Annotated in this window: 18 protein-coding genes; 11 read left to right on the forward strand and 7 right to left on the reverse strand. The window is 63.3% G+C overall.

Annotated features, from left to right (window positions below):
• Positions 1-127: 127 nt before the first annotated feature.
• Together AC0L20_RS10350 and AC0L20_RS10355 are read right to left on the reverse strand one after the other, a co-directional pair.
• On the reverse strand, positions 128-1,057 hold the full coding sequence (locus AC0L20_RS10350; RefSeq protein WP_456767133.1) for a response regulator: 930 nt from the start codon (positions 1,055-1,057) through the stop codon (positions 128-130).
• The gene (locus AC0L20_RS10355; protein ID WP_473288432.1) at positions 1,041-4,412 is read right to left on the reverse strand and encodes a hybrid sensor histidine kinase/response regulator; all 3,372 of its coding nucleotides are present in this window, start codon (positions 4,410-4,412) and stop codon (positions 1,041-1,043) included. Before AC0L20_RS10355 ends, AC0L20_RS10350 begins: the two co-directional genes overlap by 17 nt.
• Positions 4,413-4,585: 173 nt before the next feature.
• Here AC0L20_RS10355 and urtA point away from each other — a divergent pair, with 173 nt between their 5' ends.
• From urtA to AC0L20_RS10400, 9 genes are all read left to right on the forward strand, one after another.
• Positions 4,586-5,845, forward strand: a complete 1,260-nt coding sequence (gene urtA, locus AC0L20_RS10360; protein ID WP_018455941.1) for an urea ABC transporter substrate-binding protein — start codon at positions 4,586-4,588, stop codon at positions 5,843-5,845.
• Positions 5,846-5,993: 148 nt separating this feature from the next.
• Positions 5,994-6,920: an urea ABC transporter permease subunit UrtB gene (gene urtB / locus AC0L20_RS10365; RefSeq protein WP_007598078.1), complete on the forward strand. Its 927-nt coding sequence runs from the start codon at positions 5,994-5,996 to the stop codon at positions 6,918-6,920.
• A gap of 17 nt (positions 6,921-6,937) precedes the next feature.
• Complete coding sequence (urtC, locus tag AC0L20_RS10370; RefSeq protein ID WP_473288433.1) at positions 6,938-8,077, forward strand: urea ABC transporter permease subunit UrtC; 1,140 nt, start codon at positions 6,938-6,940, stop codon at positions 8,075-8,077.
• Between the two features lie 64 nt (positions 8,078-8,141).
• Complete coding sequence (gene urtD / locus AC0L20_RS10375; protein WP_473288434.1) at positions 8,142-8,897, forward strand: urea ABC transporter ATP-binding protein UrtD; 756 nt, start codon at positions 8,142-8,144, stop codon at positions 8,895-8,897.
• A gap of 11 nt (positions 8,898-8,908) precedes the next feature.
• Positions 8,909-9,598 carry an urea ABC transporter ATP-binding subunit UrtE gene (urtE, locus tag AC0L20_RS10380; RefSeq protein ID WP_007598073.1) on the forward strand — a complete coding sequence of 230 codons (690 nt, stop codon included), beginning with the start codon at positions 8,909-8,911 and terminating at the stop codon, positions 9,596-9,598.
• Between the two features lie 27 nt (positions 9,599-9,625).
• Positions 9,626-10,855: a formamidase gene (gene fmdA / locus AC0L20_RS10385; protein ID WP_007598072.1), complete on the forward strand. Its 1,230-nt coding sequence runs from the start codon at positions 9,626-9,628 to the stop codon at positions 10,853-10,855.
• A gap of 90 nt (positions 10,856-10,945) precedes the next feature.
• Positions 10,946-11,323 (forward strand): FmdB family zinc ribbon protein, encoded by a 378-nt coding sequence (locus tag AC0L20_RS10390; protein ID WP_473288435.1) that lies wholly within the window; start codon positions 10,946-10,948, stop codon positions 11,321-11,323.
• Between the two features lie 40 nt (positions 11,324-11,363).
• The gene (locus AC0L20_RS10395) at positions 11,364-12,404 is read left to right on the forward strand and encodes an aliphatic amidase (protein ID WP_473288436.1); all 1,041 of its coding nucleotides are present in this window, start codon (positions 11,364-11,366) and stop codon (positions 12,402-12,404) included.
• A gap of 372 nt (positions 12,405-12,776) precedes the next feature.
• Positions 12,777-15,842, forward strand: a complete 3,066-nt coding sequence (locus AC0L20_RS10400; protein ID WP_473288437.1) for an autotransporter outer membrane beta-barrel domain-containing protein — start codon at positions 12,777-12,779, stop codon at positions 15,840-15,842.
• Positions 15,843-15,845: 3 nt separating this feature from the next.
• On the opposite strand, the gene AC0L20_RS10405 is transcribed toward AC0L20_RS10400, so the two are convergent.
• From AC0L20_RS10405 to AC0L20_RS10425, 5 genes are all read right to left on the reverse strand, one after another.
• Positions 15,846-16,676 (reverse strand): MlaD family protein, encoded by an 831-nt coding sequence (locus AC0L20_RS10405; protein ID WP_473288438.1) that lies wholly within the window; start codon positions 16,674-16,676, stop codon positions 15,846-15,848.
• Between the two features lie 147 nt (positions 16,677-16,823).
• Positions 16,824-19,043 (reverse strand): acetate--CoA ligase family protein, encoded by a 2,220-nt coding sequence (locus tag AC0L20_RS10410; RefSeq protein WP_473288439.1) that lies wholly within the window; start codon positions 19,041-19,043, stop codon positions 16,824-16,826.
• A 160-nt stretch (positions 19,044-19,203) separates the two neighbouring features.
• Entirely contained in the window at positions 19,204-20,184 is a 981-nt protein-coding gene (locus AC0L20_RS10415; protein ID WP_473288440.1) for a glycosyltransferase family 2 protein, read from the reverse strand.
• A 152-nt stretch (positions 20,185-20,336) separates the two neighbouring features.
• The gene (locus AC0L20_RS10420; protein ID WP_473288441.1) at positions 20,337-20,906 is read right to left on the reverse strand and encodes a class GN sortase; all 570 of its coding nucleotides are present in this window, start codon (positions 20,904-20,906) and stop codon (positions 20,337-20,339) included.
• 170 nt (positions 20,907-21,076) lie between these two features.
• Positions 21,077-23,338: a marine proteobacterial sortase target protein gene (locus AC0L20_RS10425; RefSeq protein ID WP_473288442.1), complete on the reverse strand. Its 2,262-nt coding sequence runs from the start codon at positions 23,336-23,338 to the stop codon at positions 21,077-21,079.
• A 183-nt stretch (positions 23,339-23,521) separates the two neighbouring features.
• Between AC0L20_RS10425 and AC0L20_RS10430 the strand changes: the two genes are divergently transcribed.
• Together AC0L20_RS10430 and AC0L20_RS10435 are read left to right on the forward strand one after the other, a co-directional pair.
• Positions 23,522-24,292 carry a helix-turn-helix transcriptional regulator gene (locus tag AC0L20_RS10430; protein ID WP_473288443.1) on the forward strand — a complete coding sequence of 257 codons (771 nt, stop codon included), beginning with the start codon at positions 23,522-23,524 and terminating at the stop codon, positions 24,290-24,292.
• 48 nt (positions 24,293-24,340) lie between these two features.
• Complete coding sequence (locus AC0L20_RS10435) at positions 24,341-25,846, forward strand: glycosyltransferase family 2 protein (RefSeq protein WP_473288444.1); 1,506 nt, start codon at positions 24,341-24,343, stop codon at positions 25,844-25,846.
• The last annotated feature ends 15 nt before the right edge of the window (positions 25,847-25,861 follow it).

Consider the following 25,861-nt stretch of genomic DNA (forward strand, 5'->3'; position numbering starts at 1 on the left):
CTGCGGTTGGTAGTAGTCCCACGATAACGAGTCATCGCCAAACTACGTCTTGTGGCTATGGGTCCCGGCCTGCGCCGGGACGACACCGGTTATTGGGTGGGCAGGTCTCAACTCATTCGCAGCAAAACTACGAATTCCTTCTTGTCGCATTCGTTGCAATCGCCGCCGCCGCAGTCCGGTTCTCGACGCCGAGCTTGGAGTAGATCTGCTCAAGATGCTTGTCGACCGTGCGCGGGCTCAAGCCCAAAATCTGCGCGATGTCGCGGTTGGTCTTGCCCTTGCTGAGCCAGGCCAGCACCTCGCCTTCGCGGGTGGTGAGGCCGAGCTCGCTGGTGAATTCGGGTGGCGGCGCGGTGCCGGATTCCCTGGACAGCCGCAGCAGGAACTCGTTCGGCGCGGTCTCGCCCATGTAGTACAGCCGGAGTTGAGGATTGTCCGGCAAGGACGCTGCCTGAGACTTCGAGCTGCCCTTGCCCTTCGCCTGCTCCAGCCATTGCAGCAATGGTACTGGCAGGACGAAGTCGTCCTCGGCCTGTGCGCCGTGGTGATCCGCCAGCAGCTTCTGCGCCTGCGGGGTCGCCCACAACAATTTGCCCTGGCGGTTGACCGCGAACAGGAATCGGCCGGAGACGTCGAGCGCGGCGCGCGCGCTCTGCGTCAGCCGCGCATTGCCGAGATGAACGCGGATGCGCGCGAGCATCTCCTCGATCACGATCGGCTTGGTCACGTAGTCGACGCCGCCGGCCTCCAGCCCGCGCACGATGTGCTCGGTCTCGGCGAGCCCCGTCATGAATATCACCGGGACATTGGCAAGGCCCGCATCACGCTTGAGGCGGCGGCAGGTCTCGAACCCGTCCATGCCCGGCATCACCGCGTCGAGCAGCACGATGTCAGGCGTGATCTGGTCGACGATGCGCATCGCGGCCGCGCCGTCGAGTGCCACCATCACCGTCATTCCGGCGCTGTCGAGCGCATCGGTGAGCAGCCGCAGCGTCTCCGGAGAGTCGTCGACAACGAGCGCGACGTCGCGCTTTTTCGACTCAGTGCTCATACGCATACAACGTCTTCAATGTGGCCATGTACTGGTCGAGATCGAAGCGGTCGACCAGCGACCGCATTTCCGCGACGAAGTCGGCATGTTCAGGATGCTCGCTGCCGATCTCGTCCAGCTTCAACTCGATGGCCTTGACGTAGCCGATCTGACCGAGCCCGATCAGCGCCTCGATGTGTCGTACAGGTGGCCGCGAGCCGCTCTCCGGCCGCCACAGCGGCACGGCGATCTCGTCCGAGCCGTATTGCCATTCGATCTTGAGAAGCTGGCGGATGCTTTCCAAAAGCCTGGGAATGTCGATCGGCTTCATCAGATAGCCGTCGTGGAAGGGCTGCGCCAGCGGTGTGCCGTGGGCCTCGAGCGCGCTGGCCGACACCATCAGGATCCGCGCCTGATGGTGGCCGTTGGCGCGGAGCGTCTCCGCGACCGTCCAGCCATCCATGCCCGGCATGGAAATGTCGAGCAGGAACAGATCGGGCCGGCAGTGCTGGGCCAGCGCCAGGCAACCAGGTCCGTCGGGCGCGCTGAGCAGGATGAAGCCGAGTGGTGTCAACACCTCGCGCAGGAGGTCGCGATGCACGGGATCGTCGTCGGTGATGAGGATGGTCTTGCGCGCGCCGTGATAGCCGGAGATCGGGGCCTCCACTGGCGCAATACGCTGCGGATTGGTGACTTCCGAGAGCAGCATCTTGACCTTGAACGTGCTGCCGCTGCCGACCGTGCTCGAGACCTTGATGTCGCCTCCCATGACGCCGGCGAGCAGCCGGCTGATGGTCAGGCCCAGCCCGGTGCCGGTCTGCGGCTGCGAGACACCGAGCGCGCCGCGTTCGAACGGTGCGAAGATGCGTTCGAGATCGTCGCCCTGGATGCCGGGGCCGGTGTCGATCACCTCGAACTCCGCGACCGGGCTGCGATAGTGCACCACGAACTGCACGCTGCCGGCCTGGGTGAACTTGATCGCGTTGGACAGCAGATTGATCAGCACCTGGCGCAGCCGCTTCTCGTCGGCATAGACCACGACCGGCAAATGCGCCGGCCGCCTGAACACGAAGTCGATGCTCTTGGCCGCGGCTTGAAGGCGGAACATGCCGACGAGCTGGTCGAGGAATTCGGTCAAGCGCACCTCGTCGCGCGACAGGTACAGCCGCCCCGCCTCGATCTTGGAGATGTCCAGAATGCCGTCGATCAGGCCGGAGAGGTGATCGGCGCTGCGGCGGACGACGCGGACCTGGTCGCGCGGCTTGGTGTTGAGCGTCGTATCCTGCTCCAGGAGTTGGGCATAGCCGCTGATCGCATTGAGCGGCGAGCGCAGCTCGTGGCTCAGGCCCACCACGTAGCGGCTCTTGGCGAGATTGGCGGATTCGGCGATTTCCTTGGCGCGCTGGAGCTCGGCGTCGGTGCGCTTGTGCGCGTCGATCTCCTGGATCAGCAGCGTGGTCTGGCGCCGGGTCTCGGCCTCGGCGGCCCGTCGGCTCTGCTGCGCCAGCACGAACAGCCAAGCGACCACGCCGATGATGATGCTGAGCGAGAAGAACACCTTCCAGAGCACGTTGGAGACGAGCACGTTCTCGCCGGGCACGCTGACCGAGGTCTGGAGGTAGATCAGCCCCAGTACCAGCGCGACGAGGCCCGCGGAGACCACGAACACACCGATGTAGTGGCCGAACTGCGAGTTGATCCGCCGATAGATCGCCTGCGGCAAGATCCTTGCGAGCGCGTCGGCGAACTGCACCTGCGCGCGCGCATGCGGTTTGCACAAATCGTGGCAGCGCGCATCGAGCGAGCAGCATAGCGAGCAGATCGGGCCCGCATAGGCGGGACAGGAGGTCATGTCCTCCGGCTCGAAATGGTGCTCGCAGATACAGCACTGGATCGATTCGATATTGGCCCAGCTCTTCTTCGGCTTGCGCGCGATGTAGTATTTTCCGTCGGTGAGCCAGGCGATGACGGGTGCGGTGACGAAGGCGACCGTCAGCGCGACAAAGGCCGCGAGCGCTTTCATGGTCGAGCCGAACAGGCCGTAGAAGGCCGCGATCGAGACGATGGTCGCGATCGTCATCGCGCCGACGCCGACCGGGTTGATGTCGTAGAGATGGGCGCGCTTGAACTCCATCTGCGGCGGGCGCAGGCCGAGCGGCTTATTGACCACGAGATCGGACACCAGCGCACCGACCCAGGCGATCGCGACATTTGAGTAGAGCGCGAGCGTCTGCTCCAGCGCCTTGTAGACGCCGATCTCCATCAGCAGCAGCGCCACCATCACGTTGAACACCAGCCAGACGACCCGGCCGGGATGGCTATGCGTCAGACGCGAGAAGAAGTTCGACCAGGCGATCGAGCCTGCATAGGCATTGGTGACGTTGATCTTCAGCTGCGACAGGATCACGAACGCGCCGGTGAGTGCCAGGGCCATGTCCGGCTGCGACAGCACGTAGCGAAACGCTTCGAGATACATGTGCGCAGGCTCGGCCGCCAGCTCGCTGGAGAGACCGTGGCTCAGCGCGAAGAAGGCGAGAAACGAGCCCAGCAGGAGTTTCAGCGCGCCGAAGATGATCCAGCCGGGGCCGGCGATCAGCAGGGCGGCCCACCACGACGTTCGCGAGGTGCGGCGGTCGCGCGGCAGAAACCTGAGGAAGTCGACCTGCTCGCCGATCTGGGCCACCAGCGAAAACACCACGGAGGATGCGACACCGAACAGCAGCAGATCGAAATGTCCGCTGGGGTCGCCGTGCTCGCCGGCGAATTTGCGCCACTCCGTGAATGAGTAAGGATTGGCCCAGGCGATCGCCGCGAAGGGCAGGATGTGCAGAATGATCCAGATCGGCTGCGTCCAGAGCTGGAAGCGGCTGATCAGCGTGATGCCGTAGGTGACAAGCGGGATGATTGCGACCGCACTGATGAGATAGCCGATCGGGCGCGGAATTCCGAAGCACATCTCGAGCGCCGTCGCCAGGATCACCGCCTCGATGGCGAAGAAGATGAAGGTGAAGGAGGCGTAGATCAGCGAGGTGACGGTCGAGCCGATATAGCCGAAGCCGGCGCCGCGGGTGAGCAGGTCAATGTCGATGCCGCATTTGGCGGCATAATAGGCAATCGGGACGCCGCAGCAGAAGATGATGGTGGAGACGACGAGGATCGCGGCGGTGGCGTTGGTAACGCCGTAGTTCAGGGTGATGGTGCCGCCGATCGCCTCCAGCGCGAGAAAGGAGATGGCGCCCAGTGCGGTGTTGGCGACGCGGGCGGCGGACCACCGGCGCGCGCTCTTGGCGGTGAAACGCAGCGCGTAGTCTTCCAGCGTCTGGTTGGCGACCCATTGGTTGTACTGGCGCCTGACGCGATCTATTCGCTGCCGCCCTGCCACTTCAGCCCCACTCCTACTCCCGAACGCGCCGGACCCCTCGCAAAACCCGTACCAAAAGCCTACGTCGTCATTTTGCGGTGCAGTATACGCGATCTTGCGTATGCTTGCAGTGCACAAATTCGAGCCATCCTCACGGCACCAATCGCGTGTCCTCGAACAACAGTGGGGTGCTCATGTCAGACGAAGCGAACAAGGGCCTGTTATCGCCGCTCCGGCGCAAATTATTGATGGGAATGGCGGCCGTGCCGGCCATCACCATGCTGCCGCGAGCATCTTTTGCGCAGGCCCCGGCGACCTCGGCGGTCAATACCACGGGCCTCGCGGTCACCGACACCGAGGTGACGGTCGGCATCCTCCATTCGGCGACCGGCACCATGGCGATCTCCGAGACCGGCTCGATCGAAGCCGAAAAGCTCGCCATCGAGCAGATCAATGCCATGGGCGGCGTGCTCGGGCGCAAGATCAAGTTCATCCAGGAAGACGGCGCCAGCGACTGGCCGACCTTTGCCGAAAAGGCCAAGAAATTGCTAGTCAACGACAAGGTCGCGGCGATCATGGGCTGCTGGACCTCGGCGTCCCGCAAGGCCGTGCTGCCCGTCATGGAGCAGTACAACGGCATGCTCTACTATCCGACCTTCTACGAAGGTCTCGAGCAGTCCAAGAACGTGATCTATACCGGCCAGGAAGCCACTCAGCAGATCCTCGCCGGCCTGAACTGGATCGCCAAGGAGAAGGGCGCGAAGTCGTTCTTCTTCATCGGCTCTGACTACATCTGGCCGCGCACCTCGAACAAGATCGCGCGCAAGCACGTCGAGAACGTGCTGAAGGGCAAGGTCGTCGGCGAAGAATATTATCCGCTCGGCAACACCCAGTTCAATTCGGTCATCAACAAGATCAAGCTGACCAAGCCCGACGTGATCTTCACCGACGTCGTCGGCGGCTCGAACGTCGCGTTCTACAAGCAGCTCAAGGCGGCCGGCATCGACCTCTCCAAGCAGGCGCTGCTGACGATCTCGGTGACGGAAGACGAGATCGACGGCATCGGCGGCGAGAACATCGCGGGTGCCTATGCCTGCATGAAGTACTTCCAGTCGCTCGACAATCCGAACAACAAGACCTTCGTCCCGGCGTTCAAGAAGATGTGGGGCGAGAAGACCGTGATCGGAGACGTCACCCAGGCTGCCTATCTCGGCCCGTGGCTTTGGAAGTTGACGGTGGAAAAGGCGGGCTCCTTCGACATCGACAAGATCGCGGCGGCATCGCCAGGCATCGAGTTCAAGGGCGCTCCGGAAGGCTATGTGCGCATCCACGAAAATCATCACCTCTGGTCGAAGACCAGGGTGGGACGCGCCAAGCTCGATGGCCAGTTCGAACTGATCTACGAGACCGCTGATCTGGTCGAGCCGGATCCGTTCCCCAAGGGCTACCAGTAAGACCAGAGCTATCAATAAGACACGGCGTTCGTCGCCGTTTCCCTTCCAGACAAAACCTCTCCCTGGCGTGGACCGCAAATCCACGCCCAAGACCCCCGCGTCGCGAACCTGCTCGCGACGCGGGACCCTTTCCTGACGGAGGACATCGATGTTCGGCGACTACTCGCTTGGTGACCTTGGCTCCATCTTCGTCATGCAGGGCTTTGCAGGACTGATCCTGTTCTCCGTCTACGTCCTGATGGCGCTGGGTCTTGCGATCATCTTCGGCCAGATGGGCGTCATCAACATGGCCCATGGCGAATTCATGATCCTTGGCGCCTACGTCACCTGGATGACCTCGAGTTTCTTCCAATCCTATTTGCCGAGCCTGTTCAGCGGCTACTTCTTCCTCGCGATGATCCTGGCCTTCATCGCCTCCGGCGCGTTGGGGATGCTGGTGGAATGGGTGCTGATACGGCATCTCTACAAGCGCCCGCTCGACACCCTGCTTGCGACCTGGGGCCTCAGCCTGATCCTGCAACAGGCCTATCGCTCCGTGTTCGGCGCGCGCGAGGTCGGCGTCGAGCTGCCGCAATGGATGCTTGGCTCGCTGCACGTGACCGACAGCATCGAAGTGCCGATTAACGGCGTCTTCGTGATGTGCCTCACCGTCCTGATCACCGTGGGCGTCGCCTACGTGATGTACAAATCGCGCTGGGGTCGGCAGGTGCGCGCCGTCGTGCAGAACCGCATCATGGCCGGAGCCGTCGGCATCAACACCGAAAAAGTGGATCGCTACACTTTCGGCCTCGGCTGCGGCATTGCCGGTGTCGCCGGGAGCGCCTTCACGATGATCGGCTCGACCGGGCCGACCTCCGGACAGCTCTACATCGTCGATACGTTCCTCGTGGTCGTGTTCGGCGGCGCGGCAAGCCTGCTCGGCACCATCGCATCGGCCTTCTCGATCTCGCAGACCCAATCCACCCTCGAGTTCTTCCTGTCGGGCTCGATGGCCAAGGTGCTGACGCTGCTTGCCGTTGTCGGAATCCTGATGCTGCGGCCGCAGGGTCTCTTCGCCCTCAAGGTCCGCAAATAACAAGAAGCAGGCAAGTCATGGTCATCAACTCACGCTTCTTCAATCGATCCGAGCTCATCGGCTTCATTGTTCTGGCCGCCGTGCTGTTCGTGATCCTGCCGCTGTCGCTCGATGTATTCCGCCTCAATCTGGTCGCGAAATATCTGACCTACGCCTTTGTCGCACTCGGCCTCGTGCTGTGCTGGGGTTATGGCGGCATTCTGAGTCTCGGGCAGGGCGTGTTCTTCGGACTCGGCGGCTATTGCATGGCGATGTTCCTCAAGCTGGAAGCCTCCAGCGTCGAGAACACGAAAATCCAGTCGACGCCGGGCATCCCGGATTTCATGGACTGGAATCAGATCACGTCACTGCCGCTGTTCTGGCAGCCGTTTCACAGTCTCACCTTCACCATCCTCGCCATCATCCTGGTTCCCGGCATCTTCGCGCTGATCATCGGCACCGCGATGTTCAAGCGCCGCGTCGGCGGCACCTATTTCGCGATCATCACCCAGGCCGTCGCGGCCATCCTCACCATCCTGATCGTGGGCCAGCAGGGCTACACCGGCGGCATCAACGGCATGACCGACCTGCGCACCCTGAAGGGTTGGGACATCCGGCCCGACCACGCCAAGGTCATCCTGTACTTCGTCGAAGTGGTGCTGCTGTTCGCCTGCATCGGCATCGCGCAGTTCATCCGCCTGACCAAGCTCGGCCGCATCCTGGTGGCTATGCGCGAACAGGAGGACCGCGTCCGCTTCTCCGGCTACAGCGTCGCCAACTTCAAGATCTTTGCGTTCTGTATGGCCGCGGTTTTCGCCGCGATCGGCGGGGCCATGTTCGCGCTCAATGTCGGTTTCATGTCGCCGTCCTTTGTCGGCATCGTGCCGTCGATCGAGATGGTGATTTACACCGCGGTCGGCGGACGGATGTCGATCTTCGGCGCGATATGGGGGGCCATTCTGGTGAACTTCGCCAAGACCAGCCTGTCGGAATCCTTTCCGCAACTCTGGCTGTTTGGTCTCGGTGCGCTGTTCATCGCGGTCGTGCTCGCTTTCCCGAACGGCCTGTCGGGGCTCTGGGCCGACTATGTGCAGCCGCGCATCGACCGCCTGTTCGCCTCGCGCAAGAAGCCGGGCTGGACCGACAATTCGGTTGCCGACGGCGCACCGGCAGAGTGAGGAGGCCATCATGCTCGTCGGTCATCACGATGCCGATGCCGCGCTGGCAGTGAGGAGATAGATCATGCTCGTCGGTCATCAGCCCAAGGAATTCCTGCTCGCGGTCTCCGGACTGACGGTTTCCTTCGACGGCTTCAAGGCCGTCAACGATCTCTCGTTTTACATCGAGGAGAACGAGATCCGCGTCATCATCGGCCCCAATGGGGCCGGCAAGACCACGGTGCTCGACCTGATCTGCGGCAAGACCAAGGCGACCGAAGGCTCGATCCAGTTTCGCGGCACGGAGCTGACGAAGCTGAAGGAGAACGAGATCGTCAAGGCCGGGGTGGGACGCAAGTTCCAGACGCCGTCGGTGTTCGAGGATCTCACCGTGTTCGAGAATCTCGAGATCTCCTTTCCGCGTGGCCGCACCGTGTTCGGCTCGCTGACCTTCCAACGCGACCAGCAGGTCAAGGACCGCGTCGGGGAGGTTGCCGAGATGATCTTCCTCAAGGACAAGCTCAACACCTATGCCGCCGAGCTCAGTCATGGTCAGAAGCAATGGCTCGAGATCGGCATGCTGCTGATCCAGGACCCCGACCTCTTGATGCTCGACGAGCCTGTCGCCGGCATGAGCGTCTCCGAACGCGCCAAGACCGCCGAGCTGCTCAACCGCATCATCAAGAACCGCTCGGTGCTGGTGATCGAGCACGACATGAAGTTCGTCGAGGACATCGCACACAAGGTCACCGTGCTTCACCAAGGCCAGATCCTCTCGGAAGGCACCATGGAGAAGGTGAAGAACGATCCCAAGGTCATTGAAGTTTACTTGGGTCATTGAGGAGCACGCTGATGCTGGCAATTTCCGATCTTCACGTCGCCTATGGCCAGAGCGAGGTGCTGCACGGGCTCAACGTCAAGGTCGCGCCCAACGAGATAGTGGCGATCATGGGCCGCAACGGCATGGGCAAGACCACGCTGATGAAATCGCTGATGGGCATCCTGCCGGCCAAGAGCGGCTCGGTGACCATGGACGGCGCCGAGCTCGGTGCCTTGCCGAGCTACGCGCGCGTCGCCAAGGGCCTCGCCTATGTGCCGCAGGGCCGCATGATCTTCTCCACCATGACGGTGAAGGAGAACATCGAGACCGGCCTCGTGGTCTCCGGCGGAACCGAGGTGCCCGGCGACATCTACGAATTGTTTCCGGTGCTGCTGGAGATGAAAGACCGCCGTGGCGGCAATCTCTCCGGCGGCCAGCAGCAACAGCTCGCGATCGCTCGCGCGCTGGCGACCAAGCCAAAAGTGCTGCTGCTGGACGAACCGACCGAAGGTATCCAGCCGTCGATCATCAAGGAGATGGCGCGCACGCTCAAGCGCATCCGCGACGAGAAGGGGCTTTCGATCGTCGTGTCCGAGCAGGTCCTGAGCTTCGCGCTCGATATCGCCGACCGTGTGCTGGTGATCGAGAACGGCGAGATTGTCCGCGACGATCCGCGCGACGCCGTCGATGCCGCGCAGGTCTCGAAATATCTGTCCGTCTAACCAACCGTGTAAAAGGGGAGCATCTCGATGCCAGAGACACTGATCAAGGTCGATCTCACCAAGTCGGCCTATGAAAATGACATGGTGCATAACCGCTGGCACCCCGACATTCCGATCGTAGCTTGGGTCAATCCCGGCGACGATTTCATCATCGAGACCTATGATTGGACCGGCGGTTTCATCAAGAACAACGATTCCGCCGACGACGTGCGCGATATCGATCTATCGATCGTGCACTTCCTCTCCGGCCCGATCGGCGTCAAGGGCGCAGAGCCCGGCGACCTGCTCGTCGTCGACCTGCTCGACGTCGGTCCGATGAAGGAGAGCATGTGGGGCTTCAATGGCTTCTTCTCCAAGCAGAATGGCGGCGGCTTCCTCACCGACCATTTCCCGCTAGCGCAGAAGTCGATCTGGGACATCAAGGGCCTCTACACCTCGTCGCGGCATATCCCCGGCGTCAACTTCGCCGGCCTGATCCATCCCGGCCTGATCGGCTGTCTGCCCGATCCGAAGATGCTGGACACCTGGAACAAGCGCGAGGCCGAGCTGATCGCGACCAACCCGACCCGTGTGCCCGGCCTTGCCAATCCGCCGTTCGCGCCGACCGCTCATGGCGGCCGCGCCAAGGGCGAGGTCAAAGACAAGATCGGCGCGGAAGGCGCGCGCACCGTGCCGCCGCGCGAGCATGGCGGCAATTGCGACATCAAGGATCTCTCGCGCGGCTCCAAGATCTACTTCCCGGTCTATGTGCCCGGTGCCGGTCTCTCGATGGGCGATCTGCACTTCAGCCAGGGCGACGGCGAGATCACCTTCTGCGGCGCGATCGAGATGGCTGGCTGGCTGCATCTGAAGGTCGAGGTGATCAAGGACGGCATGGCGAAGTACGGTGTCAAGAATCCGATCTTCAAGCCGTCGCCGATCACACCGAACTACAAGGACTATCTGATCTTCGAAGGCATCTCGGTCGACGAGGCCGGCAAGCAGCACTATCTCGATGTCACCATCGCCTATCGCCAGGCCTGCCTGAATGCGATCGAATATCTGAAGAAGTTCGGCTACTCCGGCGCCCAGGCCTATTCGATCCTCGGCACCGCACCGGTTCAGGGCCACATCTCCGGTGTGGTCGACGTGCCCAATGCCTGCGCCACGCTGTGGCTACCGACGGAGATCTTCGACTTCGACGTGATGCCGTCCTCGGCAGGACCCATCAAGCACATCAAGGGCGATATCCAGATGCCGATCTCGCCGGACAAGTAATCCCTGCGCGACGGGATGCGGGACGGCGTATCTGCCGCCCCGCATCCGCCGCGGCAGTTCTCTCACAAACAACAGCGTAGGGATGATGCGATGCCGGTCTATGAATATCTCTGTGACGATTGCGGTCCGTTCAAGGATCTGCGCCCGATGGCCGAATACGACGATCCGCAGGCCTGTCCAAGTTGCGAGACGATGGCGCCGCGGGTGATCCTGACCGCGCCGAATTTCTTCTGCATGCCCTCGGAAAAACGAAAAGCTCACGCCGTCAATGAGCGCAGCACCCACGCGCCGCAGACGCTTGCGCAATACAAGGCCTCGCATGGCCCCGGCTGCGGCTGCTGCTCGACGGGAAAAAGCTCGTCGGACAAGAGCTCATCGGACAAGAAAAAGCCGGCGCGGCTGGTGACCAAGACCAGGAGCGGTGCCAAGGGTTTTCCAACCGCGCGGCCCTGGATGATCAGTCACTAATTCTCGCGGCAATCTCAAACAGGGTTGAGGAGCAATTCAAATGCTTCACGGTGACATCTCCAGCAGCAACGACACCGTCGGCGTCGCGGTGGTCAACTACAAGATGCCCCGCCTGCACACCAAGGCCGAGGTGCTCGATAACGCCCGCAAGATCGCCGACATGGTGGTGGGCATGAAGACCGGCCTTCCCGGCATGGATCTGGTGATCTTCCCGGAATACTCCACCCAGGGCATCATGTACGATTCCAAGGAGATGTATGCGACCGCTTGCGCGGTGCCCGGCGAAGAGACCGCGATTTTTGCGGAGGCCTGCCGCAAAGCCAAGGTGTGGGGCGTATTCTCGCTGACCGGCGAGCGCCACGAGGAGCATCCGCACAAGGCGCCCTACAACACCCTGATCCTGATGAACGACAAGGGTGAGATCGTACAGAAGTACCGCAAGATCATGCCGTGGGTGCCGATCGAAGGCTGGTATCCCGGCAACTGCACCTATGTCTCCGACGGCCCGAAGGGGATGAAGGTCAGCCTGATCATCTGCGACGACGGCAACTTCCCGGAGATCTGGCGCGACTGCGCCATGAAGGGGGCCGAGCTGATCGTACGCTGCCAGGGCTACATGTATCCGGCCAAGGAGCAGCAGATCCTGATCTCAAAAGCGATGGCGTGGGCCAACAACGTCTATGTCGCGGTCGCCAACGCCGCCGGCTTCGACGGGGTCTATTCCTATTTCGGTCACTCCGCGATCATCGGCTTCGACGGCCGCACCCTCGGCGAGTGTGGCGAGGAGGACTACGGCATCCAATATGCTCAGCTGTCGAAGCATCTGATCCGCGATGCACGCCGCAACGGCCAGTCGCAGAACCATCTCTACAAGCTGGTCCATCGCGGCTACACCGGCATGATCAATTCCGGCGAAAGCCCGCGCGGCGTCGCAGCCTGCCCCTATGATTTCTACAAGAACTGGATCGCCGATCCCGAGGGCACAAGGGACATGGTCGAGGCGATGACGCGCGCGACGCCCGGGACCGCCGAATGCCCAATCGACGGTATCCCGAATGAAGCGGCGCCGAGCAACTACTGAGCCTTTGCCCAAACCGGTGTGTATGTGAAGGCGTGCCGCCCGCTGCCCGTTGGGACGCGACGCCGCCCCGGATGATCAGTCATTGATGTGAACGACGGTCAATACTGCGACCGAACCGCACACGCACACGTCGTGGATCGACCAGGCTGCTCCGGAAAAGCGTGCCTCTGGTGCAACATGCTCACCTGAATCAGTCCGGTTTTGCTGCCCCCCAGCGATTCCGCCGATTCCGTAGTTCCACGGAGGGGCCCGGCGGCCTAGTTTGCCGGCGGCGCCGCTGGGGAGCGCTGGACTGGGGGCATCAAAGTGGAATTTGGGCCGCAGACGGCTGGTCGGATTGGGCTGCGCCTTGCCGCCGTCGCTTCGTCTGTCGTGGCAGTCGTTCTCAGCCTCGGCCTATCGGCGATACCTGCGCAGGCGGACTGCGCGCCGGACCCGGCGGCAAGCGGGCAAACCGTCACCTGTAGCGGCACCGATGCCGACGGCTTTGCGGCAGGCGGCGGCGTCACCAATCTGACCGTAAACGTGCTGACTGGCGCGAGCGTCAACGATAACGGCACTGCGGCGATCAACGTCAATGACACCAACGTCATCACCAACAACGGCACGGTGTCGGCTGGCTCGGGCCTCACCGGCATTAATGGCGGCAATTCGAACACTGTGACCAACAACGGCGCCATCACGGTGCTTGATAACGGCCTCGGTATCTCCGCGCTCGATCACAACATCATTATCAATACCGGGACCGTCACCACCGGCGACCACGGCAGCGCGATCTCGGTAGGAAACAACAATAGCGTTAGCAACAGCGGTGCGCTGTCCATCGGCGCGTCGGGCACGGGCATCTTCGGCGTCCAGAACAACACAATCACCAACGCAGTGACGGGCACCATCACTGGCCTCGACGACTCAATCGGGATTTACGCCTCGTTCGGCAGCACGACCGTGACCAATGCAGGCGCGATCAAGGTCGGCGATTCCTCCGGCTTCTCCGGCGGCATCGTTGCGATCATGGATAACAACACGGTCACCAACGCCGCAACGGGCACGATTTCGGTCGGGCAGAATGCCGCTGGCATCTTTATGCAGGGTAGTTTTCAAACCGTCAGCAATTTCGGCGCCATCTTGGCCAGTGACTTTGGTGTCGGCATCGCCTTGTTCGGTGATGACGCCAAGGTGACCAATAGTGGTTCGATCAAGTCGGGCGACGGCACATCCGCCGGCATTGCGGTGCAGGGCAATCGGGCCACGATCAACCAAAACGGGATGATCAGCGTGGGTCTGGGCGGTGCGGGCATCGCGTTTACGGGCCTGTCCTCCACGATCAGCAACAATGGACGGATCACAGGGGCCGATTTCGCCGAGGGCATCGTAGCCCTCGGTGATTCCAACACCATCATCAACAGCGGTACGATCACCGTCGGCGATTCCGGCTTGGGCATCGACGTGAGCTCGTTCACAACGACCAATCAGGTTGTCAATACCGGAACCATTACCGTCGGTGCTGGCGGCGTCGGCATCAGCGTGAGCGGCGGGGCCAACGTCTTCAACTCCGGGACAATCAACGCTGCGGCCGGAATCGCTGCAATCGAGTTTTGTGTCTGCGGCCCCAACACGCTGACGCTAGGACCCGGCAGCATCATCAACGGCCTGGTGCTCGGCACCGGCGTCGACACCTTCCAGCTCGGAGGCATCGGCAAGGATACGTTCAACCTCGACCTGATCGGTCCCCTTCTTCAGTATGACGGCTTCTCGACCTTCAACAAGGTCGACAATTCGACCTGGACCGTGACCGGCACAGGTAATCAGGACTGGAATGTGCTGGGCGGCACGCTCACGCTGGTCGGCACCATCAACGGCAACGTAAGCGTCGCGACCGGTGGCACATTCGGCGGCGTCGGCAGCGTCAACACGATCAACGTCAATGGTGGCACGCTGTCGCCGGGCAACCCGACCGGAGTGCTCAACGTGAACGGCGATCTCACCTTCACGGCGGCGTCGACGTACATGGTGCAGGTCTCAGGTACGAGCAACGGCATAGCTGTCGTCACCGGGACCTCCACGCTCAATGGGGCCACGGTTGCAGTCGTCCCGACCGGCTCGATCGCGAAGCACTACACGATCCTGACTTCGGCGACGCTTCCGGACAAATTCGATCCGGCCGTCGCGGGTCTGTCTTCGAACCTGAAGGCCCGCCTCAGCTACGATCCCAACAACGTCTTTCTGGATCTCTCGCTAAACTACGGTACAGGTCTCAACGTCAATCAGCAGAATGTCGCCAACGCCCTGACGAGCGTCTTCAACCGAACCGGCAGCCTTCCCGTGGCTCTCGCGAATCTCTCGCCGACAGGGCTGACACAGGCCTCGGGCGAGTCGGCGACGGGTACGCAGCAGACGACTTTCAACGCGATGAACCTGTTCCTCGGCCTGCTCACCGACGTGTTTGGCTCGGAGCGTGGCGGGACGCCGGGTGCGACGCCCTTCGCCGACGAGACGAGCGCGAATGCGTATGCCGCGACCGGCAAGGGCGCACGCGACAAGAACGCACGCGACGCTCTTGCCTCGATCCATCGCAAGGCGCCGCCGACCAGTTTCGAACAACGCTGGGACGTTTGGGCTGCCGGCTATGGTGGTTCGCAGACCACCGACGGCAGTGCGAGCCTCGGCTCCAACAACGCCAGCAGCAGCGTCTACGGCACCGCCGTCGGCCTTGACTACCGGTTCTCGCCGTCCACGATCGCCGGCTTTGCGCTTGCGGGCGGGGCAACCGGCTTCAACGTCAACGGACTCGGCTGGGGCCGCTCCGACCTGTTCCAGGCCGGCGCCTTCGTGCGTCATACGGCGGGCGCGGCCTACATAACGGCCGCGCTGGCCTATGGTTGGCAGGACGTCACGACCAACCGCATCGTCACCGCCGCCGGCGTCGATCAGTTGCGTGCGCAGTTCAACGCCAACGCGCTCTCGGGCCGTATCGAGGGCGGCTATCGCTATGCCTCGCAGTGGATCGGCCTCACGCCCTATGCGGCGCTCCAGGCCACCGTATTCAGCCTTCCGAACTATTCGGAGTTCGCTGTGGTCGGCAGCAACGTCTTCGCGCTGAATTATGCCGCCAAGGACGTGACCAGCACCCGCACCGAGCTCGGCCTGCGCGCGGACAAGTCATTTGCCGCAGCCGGCGGCCTGATGACCCTGCGCGGCCGCGTCGCCTGGGCTCATGACTACAATCCGGATCGCACCGTCGGTGCGGTCTTCCAGACGTTGCCGGGGTCGGCGTTCGTGGTGAACGGCGCCGCCCAGGCGCACGATTCCGCGCTGACCACAGCGGCGGTGCAGATGAGCTGGATGAACCGCTGGTCTGCGTCGGCGACTTTCGAGGGGGAGTTCTCGAACGTCACCCGCTCTTACGCCGGCAAGGGCGTCGTCCGCTACGCGTGGTAGGTGCTACCGTTTCTGCTGCGCCGGCTTGCGCGGCGGGCGCGGAGCGGCGGCCGGTGTGGGTATCCCGCTCATCTTGTTGGCGGCCTCGCTGACGTCGAGCAGCGAGCGACGGATGTCTTCGAGGAAGTTCGCCGATTTCTTCCTCATGGTGTCGGCGAGCTCGTGCAATCCCTGGATCTTTTCGAACAGCTCATCCGCCTTGCCGTCGGCAAAGCCGGGCACCACGCCTTCGATCTTTGTGACCGCCTTGTCGAAGCCCGCGAAGGCGCTGTCGACCTTGGCCATGACGGAATCGATTTCGCCGCCCTTGCTCCGGAGATCGGCGGTGTAGTTCTCGAACGTGCGCAGGCCCTCCTTGATCGCCGGGGCGTTGCTGACGATCGTGCGGTCGACGCTATGCAGGGTGTCGACGATCGTTTCGGCGTCGCTGAGATCGGCGGTCAGCACGGGGACGCCGTCCGAGTCCAGCGGCACTGGCGGCGCGGAGGGAGCGCCGCCGATCAGCGAGACCGCGGCGACGCCGGTGAGACCCAGGAATTCGATGCCCGCGACGGTGTCCTTGCGGATTGGCGCGGTATTGTCGAGCATCACCAGCGCCACGACCTTGCGCGGATTGTCCAGCTTGATCGACAGGATCTGGCCTGCGGGGACGCCGTCGAAATTGACCGGCCCGCCGCGGCGCAATCCGCTGGCAGAGCCGCCCTCGAATACCACGCGCAACGGGCTGCGGCTCTGGAGGGTGCGCCATTTCTGCACGCCGAGCACGCCGCCGAACGCCACGGCAATCACCGCCAGCGTCGCCGTTCCGATCACCAGATTGCTCGCGCGTGCCATGCGGGGTGATTTTACGGCCAAACGAGGGAAGTTGGAAGGAGCTGCAATGGTACGTAGGGCGGGTTAGCGAAGCGTAACCCGCCAACGCCTCGTGCGGCCATGGACCGATTTGGCGGATTACGCTGCGCTAATCCGCCCTCAGCGACATCAATGCCCGGCGGCGCGTTTTGCCGCAGCATTGTTCAGCACAATGAGGGCATCGACGGCGACGCCCGTTTTGGTATTGATCAGGAACGGATTGACGTCGATCGAGGCGATCCGGTCGCCGGCATCGGCGATCAGGTTGGAGAGGCCGACCAGGGCCTTCACCGCGGAGGCCTCGTGCAAGGCCGGCTTGCCGCGATAGCCGCGCATCTTGATGCCGGCCTTGGTGCGGCCGATCAGGAGCCGAGCCTCAGCCTCGTCCAGCGGCGCACCGGCGAGTGCGACGTCCTTCATCAGCTCGATGTCGATGCCGCCGGTGCCGAACAGCACGACCGGGCCCATCTCGGCATCGAGGGAGGCGCCGACCACGAGCTCCAGATCGGCCTTGACCTGTTGCGCGATCAGGATGCCATCGAGCTTCGGCTTGCCCTTCAGCTTACTCACCCGCGCGGTGATGTCGGCGAACGCCTTTTTCACTTCGGCTGCGCTGGTGAGATTCAGCACCACGCCGCCGATATCTGATTTGTGCAGGATCTCGGCGCTGACGACCTTGGCCACGACAGGGAAGCCGATCTGCTTGGCGATCTTCACGGCCTCGGCTGCCGTCTGTGCGATTGCCTCCTTCGAGGTCGGGATGCCATAGGCCTTCAGGAGCTTCTTCGAGGCGACCTCGTCGAGCGCGGCGCCGGTTGCCGATTTCAGCGCCTTCTCCAGCACGGCACGCGCGGCAGGCTTCGAGCTCGAGACGATATCGGGCACTTCCTTGCGCAGCTTGGCGTAGTCGAGCAGCGACTTGATCGCAGTCACCGCGCGATCCATGCCCTGCATGACCGCGAGATGCGGCAGCGACTTGCGCAAGGTTTTGGTGAATTCGGTGAAGCCGATCGACATCGCGCTGATATAGATCACCGGCTTGCCGGCCCGGCTCGCCATCTCGTCGACGATGCGCAGATTGCGCTCGCGCAGCTCGTGCGGCGCTTTCGGCAACTCGGCATCGATGATGACGATGTCGATTTCGGGGTCGTCGATCATCAGCCCGATCGTTTTCATGTAGACGGAGGGATCGACCACCGCGGCAAAGCCAGCGTCGAGCGGGTTGCCGACGATCGAGCCCGGCCCGAGCATCTTTGCCAGCTCCGAGCCGACATGCGAGCTGAGTGGTGCAAAATTCAGGCCTTCTGCGTCGAAGGCGTCGATCAGCATGCCGCGCTTGCCGCCGGATAGCGTCACCGCGGCGAGCCGGTCGCCCCTGGGCACAGCGGCGTGGACGAAGCATTCGGTGGTCTCGATCAGCTCGTCGAGCCCGTCGACCCGGATGACCCCTTCACGCGTTGCAATGGCGTCGAATGTCTCGATCGAGCCCGCGAGCGCGCCGGTGTGTGCCATCGCCGCCGCGCGGCCACCCTCGGACGCCCCGAGCTTGAGCGCGATCACCGGTTTGCTCGCGGCGCGCGCCGCCTTGCAGGCGTCCCGGAATGCCTTGGTGTTGCGCACGCCTTCGAGGTAGACCACGATCACCTTGATGCTCGGATCCTCGGCGAAATAGCGCATCAGGTCCGGCGTCTCGAGCCCGGCCTCGTTGCCGGTCGTCACCATGTAGCCGACCCCGACGCCGCGATCTTCCAAGGCCTGGCGGATCGCCATGACGATGGCACCGGATTGTCCGGCAATCGCCACCGCGCCCTGTTCCATGGTGACGATACGGTCGTCGATATTGGTGAAGAGCTTTTCGCCGGCGCTCAAATTGCCGAGGCAGTTCGGGCCGGTGACCGCCAATCCCGTCTCGCGGACGGCCGCTTGCAGTTCGGCGGCGAGCTTCTGGCTTTCCTCGTCCTGCAACTCGCTGAAGCCCGAGGTGACGATGGTGGCCGAGCGCGCGCCGGCCGCGGCGGCATCGCGGATCACCTGCACGGCAAAGCGCGCCGGGACCAGCACCAGCACGTGGTCGGGTTTTTCCGGGAGGCTTGCAAAGTCTTTGTAGCAGGGGACACCCCAGACGGCGTCGCGTTTGGCATTGACCGGATAGAGCCCGCCTTCGTAGCCGTATTTGACCAGATTGTTCCAGATGCGCTCGGCATAGTTGCCGGGCTTGTCGGTCGCGCCCACCAGCACGATGTTGCGCGGATGCAGCATGGCGTGGATGCCCTTGACGATGTCGCTGGCATCGGACGGCGGAGACCATGGGCGCGATGAAGCGGGGGCGGCAGATACGCGAGCTTCCATGGTGTGACCTCACCTGTTGTTCTTGTTGGCGGTGCGTCGCTCTGTTCTATGGCGAGTTCTTCGGACTGGCAACCACGTGGGCGGGCATGCCGTGCGGTGGAATGAGCGCGCATCAAACCCTGGTGATCCGGGATCTTCGGATCACTGCTCGCGCGGTCGTTCAATATCTCAGCATGCCGAGCTTGTAGGCGGAGTGATAGGCCAACTGCTTCGCCAGATAAGGAGCGACGGCGCGCCGGATCTGCATCTGTGTCGGTTCGAAGCCGAGAATGCGTCGCCGCAGGACGCCCATCTCCCTGACGCCGACCGCATAGGTGGACGCCGTCTTTTGTGCGTCATGGATTCGAAAGCAAGCGAGAAATCGCGGCAGGCGTGCAAATTTGAATCCTGCGGCTTGGGCTCGCAGGATGAAGTCCCAGTCCATCGCGTAGTGCAAGCTCTCGTCGATCGGCCCGATCCTGTCCCACACGCGCTTGCGCCAGAACATCGTCTCTTGCGGAATGTAGTCGGCATATCGCAACGCCTTGCCGTCATGGGGCGGCAGCACGGCGCGGCCAACCTCGAGTCCCTCGCGATCGATGAAGACGCGATGGCCGTAGACGACGTCGACACGCGGATGTGCGATGAAGTAATTTGCGACATAGGCAAGCGTCCCGGGCAGCAGCATGTCGTCGCTGTTGAGATAGGCCATGATCTCGCTCTCGATGCCGGCGAAGCCGAGATTGATGGCGCTGGATTGCCCATTGTCCGGTTCGCTGCTCCAGCTGAGGCTATCGCCGAGCCTCTTCAAGAGATCGAGCGTGCCGTCGATCGAGCCGCCGTCCTGCACGTGATAATGCAGGTCCGGATAGTTCTGGCTGACGATGCTGTCGATCGTGGCGCCGAGATATTGCGCATGGTTGTAGCTCGGCGTGACCATCGCGATTCGGGGCGCGCCCGGATGGATCGCAGGTGCTGGCGGGAAAGCCGTCAGGTTGAGCAGGCGCGGCGGATATTGCTCGAAGGTCCACATCGGCGGTCGGCGCCAGAGGCTCCGAAGCGAGGAGCGTCTTTGCCCGGCGGCAATAAGATCCTGGTTCCTCTCCAGGAGCGCGACGCGGTTCTCGAGCTGTTCGAGACGCTGCCTGAACTCCTCATCCATCACCGTTATTCTCGCAAATTGCAGCGAAAATGCTCAATGGGCCGTTCTGATAGGTCTCCAGTCGACGGCGCCGGTTCAGCGGTTCCATCAAGCGGGATTGTCCCTACAGGTCGGGCGGATTCAAGTGGGGGGTACGGATCGATTGCGAACCGCTATTCATCGGCTCCGATCAGGGTGGCATGCAGGATGTAGCGCTCAGGGCCGGACGCGAGCGCGTCGAACGGCCAGCAGGTCGCGAGCACGAGTTCGGCAGCCCGTGCCGCAGGATCGATGCCGGAGGCATCGAAGCGAACCACAGCGGAGGAATCCGCGCGAAAACGAAAGTGCTTGCCATCACTGCGTGTGACATCGATCAGGTCACCAATGGCGACATTCCGCAGGAAGCGGAAATGAGTGTCGCGGTGCGCTGCATATACGGCAGCACCCCGCTCGCCCGCGTCAGCCGTTTGGCGGATATGGCCGGGCCCGAAGGCGAGCGCCTGGCCGCTCGCGCCTTCCAGCACGATCGCGCTGGCGCCGATCCGCTTCACCTCGATTCGCGCGACCGGCCAGGTATCGGCCCATGACCATGGCCTGACCACCTCGCCGGTCGCAACGCTCCGGTCGAACGCGCGCTCCAGCAGCACCTGCGCGAGCCACGCTTTGGCATGGATGTAGGCGCCGTCGCCGAACAGGATGATGCCGATCAGGGCGAGAGCCAGGGGAGAGATGAAGCGGGGCATTGTTTCCACACTCGTCATTGCGAGCGAAGCGAAGCAATCCAGAATCTTTCCGCGGAGGCAGCCTGGATTGCTTCGCTGCGCTCGCAATGACAACAAAAAAGGCGCGCGCGGCCGTTGGTGTGGGACGGGCAGCCGCGCGCGCTAACAGAGGAGTTCGGGGGGCTCCTCTCTCAAGCGGCGTCAGTGAGCAAGGTCTGACGCCGGTTGAACACGAACAGGATCAGGGCGAGCACGATCAGGATCAGGCCTGCGGTCATTTTCAGCTCCGCCGAGGTCGCGGTCTTGGGCAGGCGGATCGCATCCGGTGCAGCGGGCGTCGGCCGCCTCGTGGCCGGCTGGTTGCGTGCATCGGCGTGACGCTCGCGCAGCTGCGCCGGGACCTGCTGCCGTTCGCCAAAGACCTTCGCGAAATCCCAACCGGCCGGCAGGTTGATCGGCAACTCGCTGGGCTTGAGCGGCTCGCCTTCGGGACGGCTCGGCGTCTTGTCGACCACGACGAGGCTGGTGAGCCGGGTGACGATCTGATGGTCGAGTGCCAGTGCCAGGATCGCCTTGTCGGAGTCTTCGGGCGTCATCTCGCGCAGGGTGCGCGCCACTTCGGCATCATCGATCTTGCGCTTGGCCCAAAGCTTCGACAGACCTTTGCCTTCGGCCGCATTTTGCAGCGGCAGCGTCACCGACCATGGGCGGTCGCCGACGCGGCCCTTGATCTCGACCGAGCCCGCAAGCGTGTCGAGCTTTGCCGCCAGCACCAGCGGCTCGTCGCGATAGACGTCGGGAATGATCGTCGGTGTGACGTCGGCCTTGGCTTCGGAGAACTTTGCGCTCAGGCCGGTCACGGCCGGGTTCTCGAGCTTGGCAAACAGGCCGCGCATGCGCTCCTCGACCTGCTCGACGGAGCCGATATGGGTGAAGGCGCCGCGGCCGAGCTCGGCGGCGCGCGTCATCAGATAGGTATTGGGCGCCGAGCCGATGCCGACCATGAACACGCGCGAGCGGCCGCGCATCGCCGTGATCGTTTCGAACAATTGCTGCTCGTTGCCGATCGCGCCATCGGTCAGGAATACGACTTGGCGAACCATGCTGGCGTCGCCGAGCTTGTCGGTCAGCGCGGCCCGCATCGCCGGCACCATCTCGGTGCCGCCACGCGCCTGCAGCGCGCTGACGAACGAGGTGGCTTCACCGACACGCTCGGCATCCGCCGCCACGGAAGCCGGAAACAGCACGTCCATGGTGTCGTCGAAACGGATGACGTTGAAACGGTCGGTCGGCTGGAGACGGGAGAGCGCGTAGGTGAGGCTCGCCTTGGCCTGAACGATCGACGTGCCGCCCATCGAGCCGGAATTGTCGATCACGAATACCACCTCGCGCGGCCGTGGCTTCTGCGTCGCCTGCTCGGCGGCGGGCGGGGTCACGAAGGCGAGCAGATAATCGGCGTCGCCGACGCGCTCGCGGAACAAGCCGACCGACGGCGCCTTCACGGCAGCCGGCTTCCAGGTCAGTTCGAAATCGCGGTCGGCAGGCACGGCACCATTGGCAAGCCTGACGATTCGCGTCGTATTGTCCGAGCTCTCGACGTTGACGTTATGATGGGAGCTCTTGACCTCGCCGAGCGCAAAGCCGGCGTTCAGACGCACCGTGATGCTGGTCGGATTGACCGGCGCATTTTTGGCGGGATCCAGCACGGGCGGCGAGATGCGGTCGCGGTCCGGCACCGGGTCCGAATTCGTCGCGCCCCAGCCGGAACCGTCGTTGCGGAAATCGACGCTCTGGACGATCGGAGCCGGATTGTAGCGCGGCCCGACCACCAGCGGCAGGCGCAGCGAGTATTCGTTGCCGGATTGGTGCACCGGTTCCTGATATTCGATCTGCACCAGCACGGTTTCTCCGGGACCGATATTGGCGACCGAGTTGGTGAAGATGTTCGGCCGCTCCTGCTCGGTGAGCGCGGCCTTCTGGCCGGCCCGGCGCGCCTCTTCGTAGATCACGCGCGCCTGCTGCCGCTCCTTGATGTCGCCGACGATGACGCGGTTGCCGACCACCATCTTCAGCGAATCGACGGCACCGCCGGCGGGGAGCGGATAGACATAGGTCGCCTCGACCCAGTCCTTGGTCGGATTGCGGAAGATCTGGGTGACGCGGGCGCGCAGCGTCGGGCCTGATACCGTGATGTCGACATCGATGCCGAGGCGGATCGCTTCCGTGTAGGCGCCGTCCTCCTTGAGGAGAAGAGACCCGGATTTGGCATCGCCGGGCTGGAGCAGGCTGGCCTGCTCCGTCGTCGCCGACCAGCCCGGCTCCAAGCTCACCAGCAGGGCCACGAAGGCGACCAGCATCACCGCGATGCCCTGCGCCAGAAGGAACAGTCCGACCACGATCAGTCTGCCCAGCCAAGGGTGTTCGTTGCTGTCCGTCGTGTCGTAGGTATCCATTTGGCCTGCTCCCGAGGATGTTTGCTGGCTCTGAGCATCCGCCGGGACGGCCCGAGTTCGCGAGCAGAATGATCGGCAATGATCCGTCGCGGCCGGCCCGCGCAGGCCGCCGTCGGGGGGTGAAGTGCGGTTTTGTGCTGGTTTGTCCGCCCTGCTAGGATGTCGTCCTGGAGCAGGGCCACGATGCAGACGCAGGACAAATTCACCGACAAGCAGCTTTCGGACGAGCAGAGTCGCGAGATCGCGGAGACCATTCGCGAGGAGCTCGCCAGACGCCGGATCTCCCGGCAGGCGCTGGCCGAGCAGGCCAAGCTCAGCCTGTCGACGCTGGAGAAGGTGCTCGGCGGCCGACGGCCGTTCACGTTGGCGACCACGGTGCGGCTGGAGCAGGCGCTGGGCGTCTCCCTGCGCAGAAGCGCCGCCGTGGTGACGCCTCCGGCCGCAAGCGATGTCGCACCCGACAGCCTCGGCTCCTATGCACATCGCGCCGTGACCTGGCTCGAGGACGTCTACATCACGTTGCGACCGTCATTCGGCGACAAGGACGCGATCTTCGCCTACCGCACCGAGATCATCTGGGAGCCGAAGGTCTCTTCACTGGTGTTCCGCGAGGGGGAGCGGACCGATGCCGCCTACGAACACACCGGCGAGGTCGCGGTGCCGCATCAGTCCGGCTTCATCTATCTCGTCATCATCAAGCACGGCCAGCATCGCGTGATCACGGTGTCGCGGCCGACGGTCGCCGGCGAAATGTACGGGATCATCTCGACGCTCCGCGCCGGCCCTGGCTCGCAGCTGACGCCGATCGCAGCGCCGATCGCCTATGTGCCGCTCCGAAACTTCGCGAAGCCCTCGCTGGGTCGGGTCGCGCCCGGCGATGCCAACCACGAACTGTACCAAAAGCATCTGCGCCGAACGGTGGAAGAATCGTTCGCGCTGTTTCTGTCGGTATAGTCCGCAAGAAACAGTCTGGAATGACGCAGCATGCGTCTATAAGGGGACATGCAGGACGCGCCCGCACTCGACGACGGCGAATCTCCGCTGTTCTCAATCATTATCCCGCTCGAATCTCACCGCGGGCAGTGGGAACTGTCCTGGCTCGGCTGGACGTCGCAGACTGCCGACAAATCGCTCTACGAGATCATCTTGGTCGTGCCGCCGGATTTCACGGCACGCGAGCAGTTGAAGGCGTTGGCCGGCAACAGGGCTCGCCTCGAATTCACCGATTCCGAACACGACATCGGGCTCTGCGCATTCGGCGCGACGAAGGCGCGCGGCAGCTATCTGTTCTTCACGGAATCGCACTGCCGGCCCGAACCCGACGTGATCGAACTCTGCATTCGCGCGATCGATGCTCATCCCGACTGGGCCGGCTTTTCCTGCCGTTCGATCCCGATCTGTCACAACCGGTTATCCGTGGCAGAGGCCGCCATGTACCAGGCCGACATCGAGTTCGGTATGAAGCAGCATCCCTGGCGCAAGGTCCTGGATCAGTGTTTCGTGACGCGGCGCGACGTCTACCGGGAATGCGGCGGCTTGCGCGAAGAACTCGGTCATTTCGCCGAATGGATGCTTGCCGCCGCCTATCACGCGAGAGGCTATTCCCTCGGCTATCTCGAGGAGGCGCGCTTCCATCACTACTATGTCGGCGAGATCGACGAGCTGAAGAAATTCACGCTCGACTTCGTGCAAGGCGAGATTCGCTATCTGAGCGAGGCCCGCAACGATCCCGGCAGCGAGCTGCTCGACGTTCCGATCGAGTGGAGCTCGCGGAGCGAGGCCGGCACGTCGCTCGCCCGCAATGCACTGAACGCGCTCCTGCGCTACAGCCTCGCTGGCGCCGGCTGGGGACGGCCTGGCGAGAAATTGCTGGCGTTGTGGCGTTGGGCCGTGCCGGCGCTGCTCGGCGATCTCGGCGCGCGCGGCTTCGCGCGGCTGGGGGCATGGCACGCGCGGGCCGTGCTGGTCGTTCTGACGGCCGTCGGATCGAGCGAGGCGATCGCGCGATGGATGCGGCGATACATCGCCGCGCTGATCCGGCATCAGAGACTCGATTGCATTCATCGTCTCGGGCGAGATGCGCGGTCTGCCGGCGGGCTTCTTGGGGAGCAGATTATCGCGCAGACCGGATTCCATGCCGAGGAGTTCTCCGCCGGTTACACATTCCGCTGGAGCGAACCGGAGGCCGCCGTGCGGATCAAGGGGATGCCCGGCCGAACCATCGTCCGCGTTCGAAGCCCGGCACTTCGCGCGCCGCTGCATACGATCGGCACGCGATTCTATCTCGATGGCACGCCCGTCGCCCCCGAGGCGGTCGTGACCGGTTATGACGGCTACACGCTAAGCCTCGATCTGCCGCCGTCAGGCATCGCCACCCTCGCCTGGGCATGCCCCGTGTTCAGGGGCGTCGGCGATTCGCGTCGTCTCGGTCTGCCCATCGCGGGCATCGACGTCGGCCACGACATGATCGACGTCGAAAGCGCGGGAATAGCGTCGTCGCTCGCTTGAAAAGAATAGCGGCCT

This window comes from Bradyrhizobium sp. Kon58 (genome assembly GCF_055807455.1).

What these genes read in the sequence shown, in the direction of transcription:
- AC0L20_RS10350 (WP_456767133.1), bottom strand. Translation starts at nt 1,057, where the DNA reads ATGCGTATGAGCACTGAGTCGAAAAAGCGCGACGTCGCGCTCGTTGTC.
- urtA (WP_018455941.1), top strand. Translation starts at nt 4,586, where the DNA reads ATGTCAGACGAAGCGAACAAGGGCCTGTTATCGCCGCTCCGGCGCAAA.
- urtB (WP_007598078.1), top strand. Translation starts at nt 5,994, where the DNA reads ATGTTCGGCGACTACTCGCTTGGTGACCTTGGCTCCATCTTCGTCATG.
- urtC (WP_473288433.1), top strand. Translation starts at nt 6,938, where the DNA reads ATGGTCATCAACTCACGCTTCTTCAATCGATCCGAGCTCATCGGCTTC.
- urtD (WP_473288434.1), top strand. Translation starts at nt 8,142, where the DNA reads ATGCTCGTCGGTCATCAGCCCAAGGAATTCCTGCTCGCGGTCTCCGGA.
- urtE (WP_007598073.1), top strand. Translation starts at nt 8,909, where the DNA reads ATGCTGGCAATTTCCGATCTTCACGTCGCCTATGGCCAGAGCGAGGTG.
- fmdA (WP_007598072.1), top strand. Translation starts at nt 9,626, where the DNA reads ATGCCAGAGACACTGATCAAGGTCGATCTCACCAAGTCGGCCTATGAA.
- AC0L20_RS10390 (WP_473288435.1), top strand. Translation starts at nt 10,946, where the DNA reads ATGCCGGTCTATGAATATCTCTGTGACGATTGCGGTCCGTTCAAGGAT.
- AC0L20_RS10395 (WP_473288436.1), top strand. Translation starts at nt 11,364, where the DNA reads ATGCTTCACGGTGACATCTCCAGCAGCAACGACACCGTCGGCGTCGCG.
- AC0L20_RS10405 (WP_473288438.1), bottom strand. Translation starts at nt 16,676, where the DNA reads ATGGCACGCGCGAGCAATCTGGTGATCGGAACGGCGACGCTGGCGGTG.
- AC0L20_RS10410 (WP_473288439.1), bottom strand. Translation starts at nt 19,043, where the DNA reads ATGGAAGCTCGCGTATCTGCCGCCCCCGCTTCATCGCGCCCATGGTCT.
- AC0L20_RS10415 (WP_473288440.1), bottom strand. Translation starts at nt 20,184, where the DNA reads ATGGATGAGGAGTTCAGGCAGCGTCTCGAACAGCTCGAGAACCGCGTC.
- AC0L20_RS10420 (WP_473288441.1), bottom strand. Translation starts at nt 20,906, where the DNA reads ATGCCCCGCTTCATCTCTCCCCTGGCTCTCGCCCTGATCGGCATCATC.
- AC0L20_RS10425 (WP_473288442.1), bottom strand. Translation starts at nt 23,338, where the DNA reads ATGGATACCTACGACACGACGGACAGCAACGAACACCCTTGGCTGGGC.
- AC0L20_RS10430 (WP_473288443.1), top strand. Translation starts at nt 23,522, where the DNA reads ATGCAGACGCAGGACAAATTCACCGACAAGCAGCTTTCGGACGAGCAG.
- AC0L20_RS10435 (WP_473288444.1), top strand. Translation starts at nt 24,341, where the DNA reads ATGCAGGACGCGCCCGCACTCGACGACGGCGAATCTCCGCTGTTCTCA.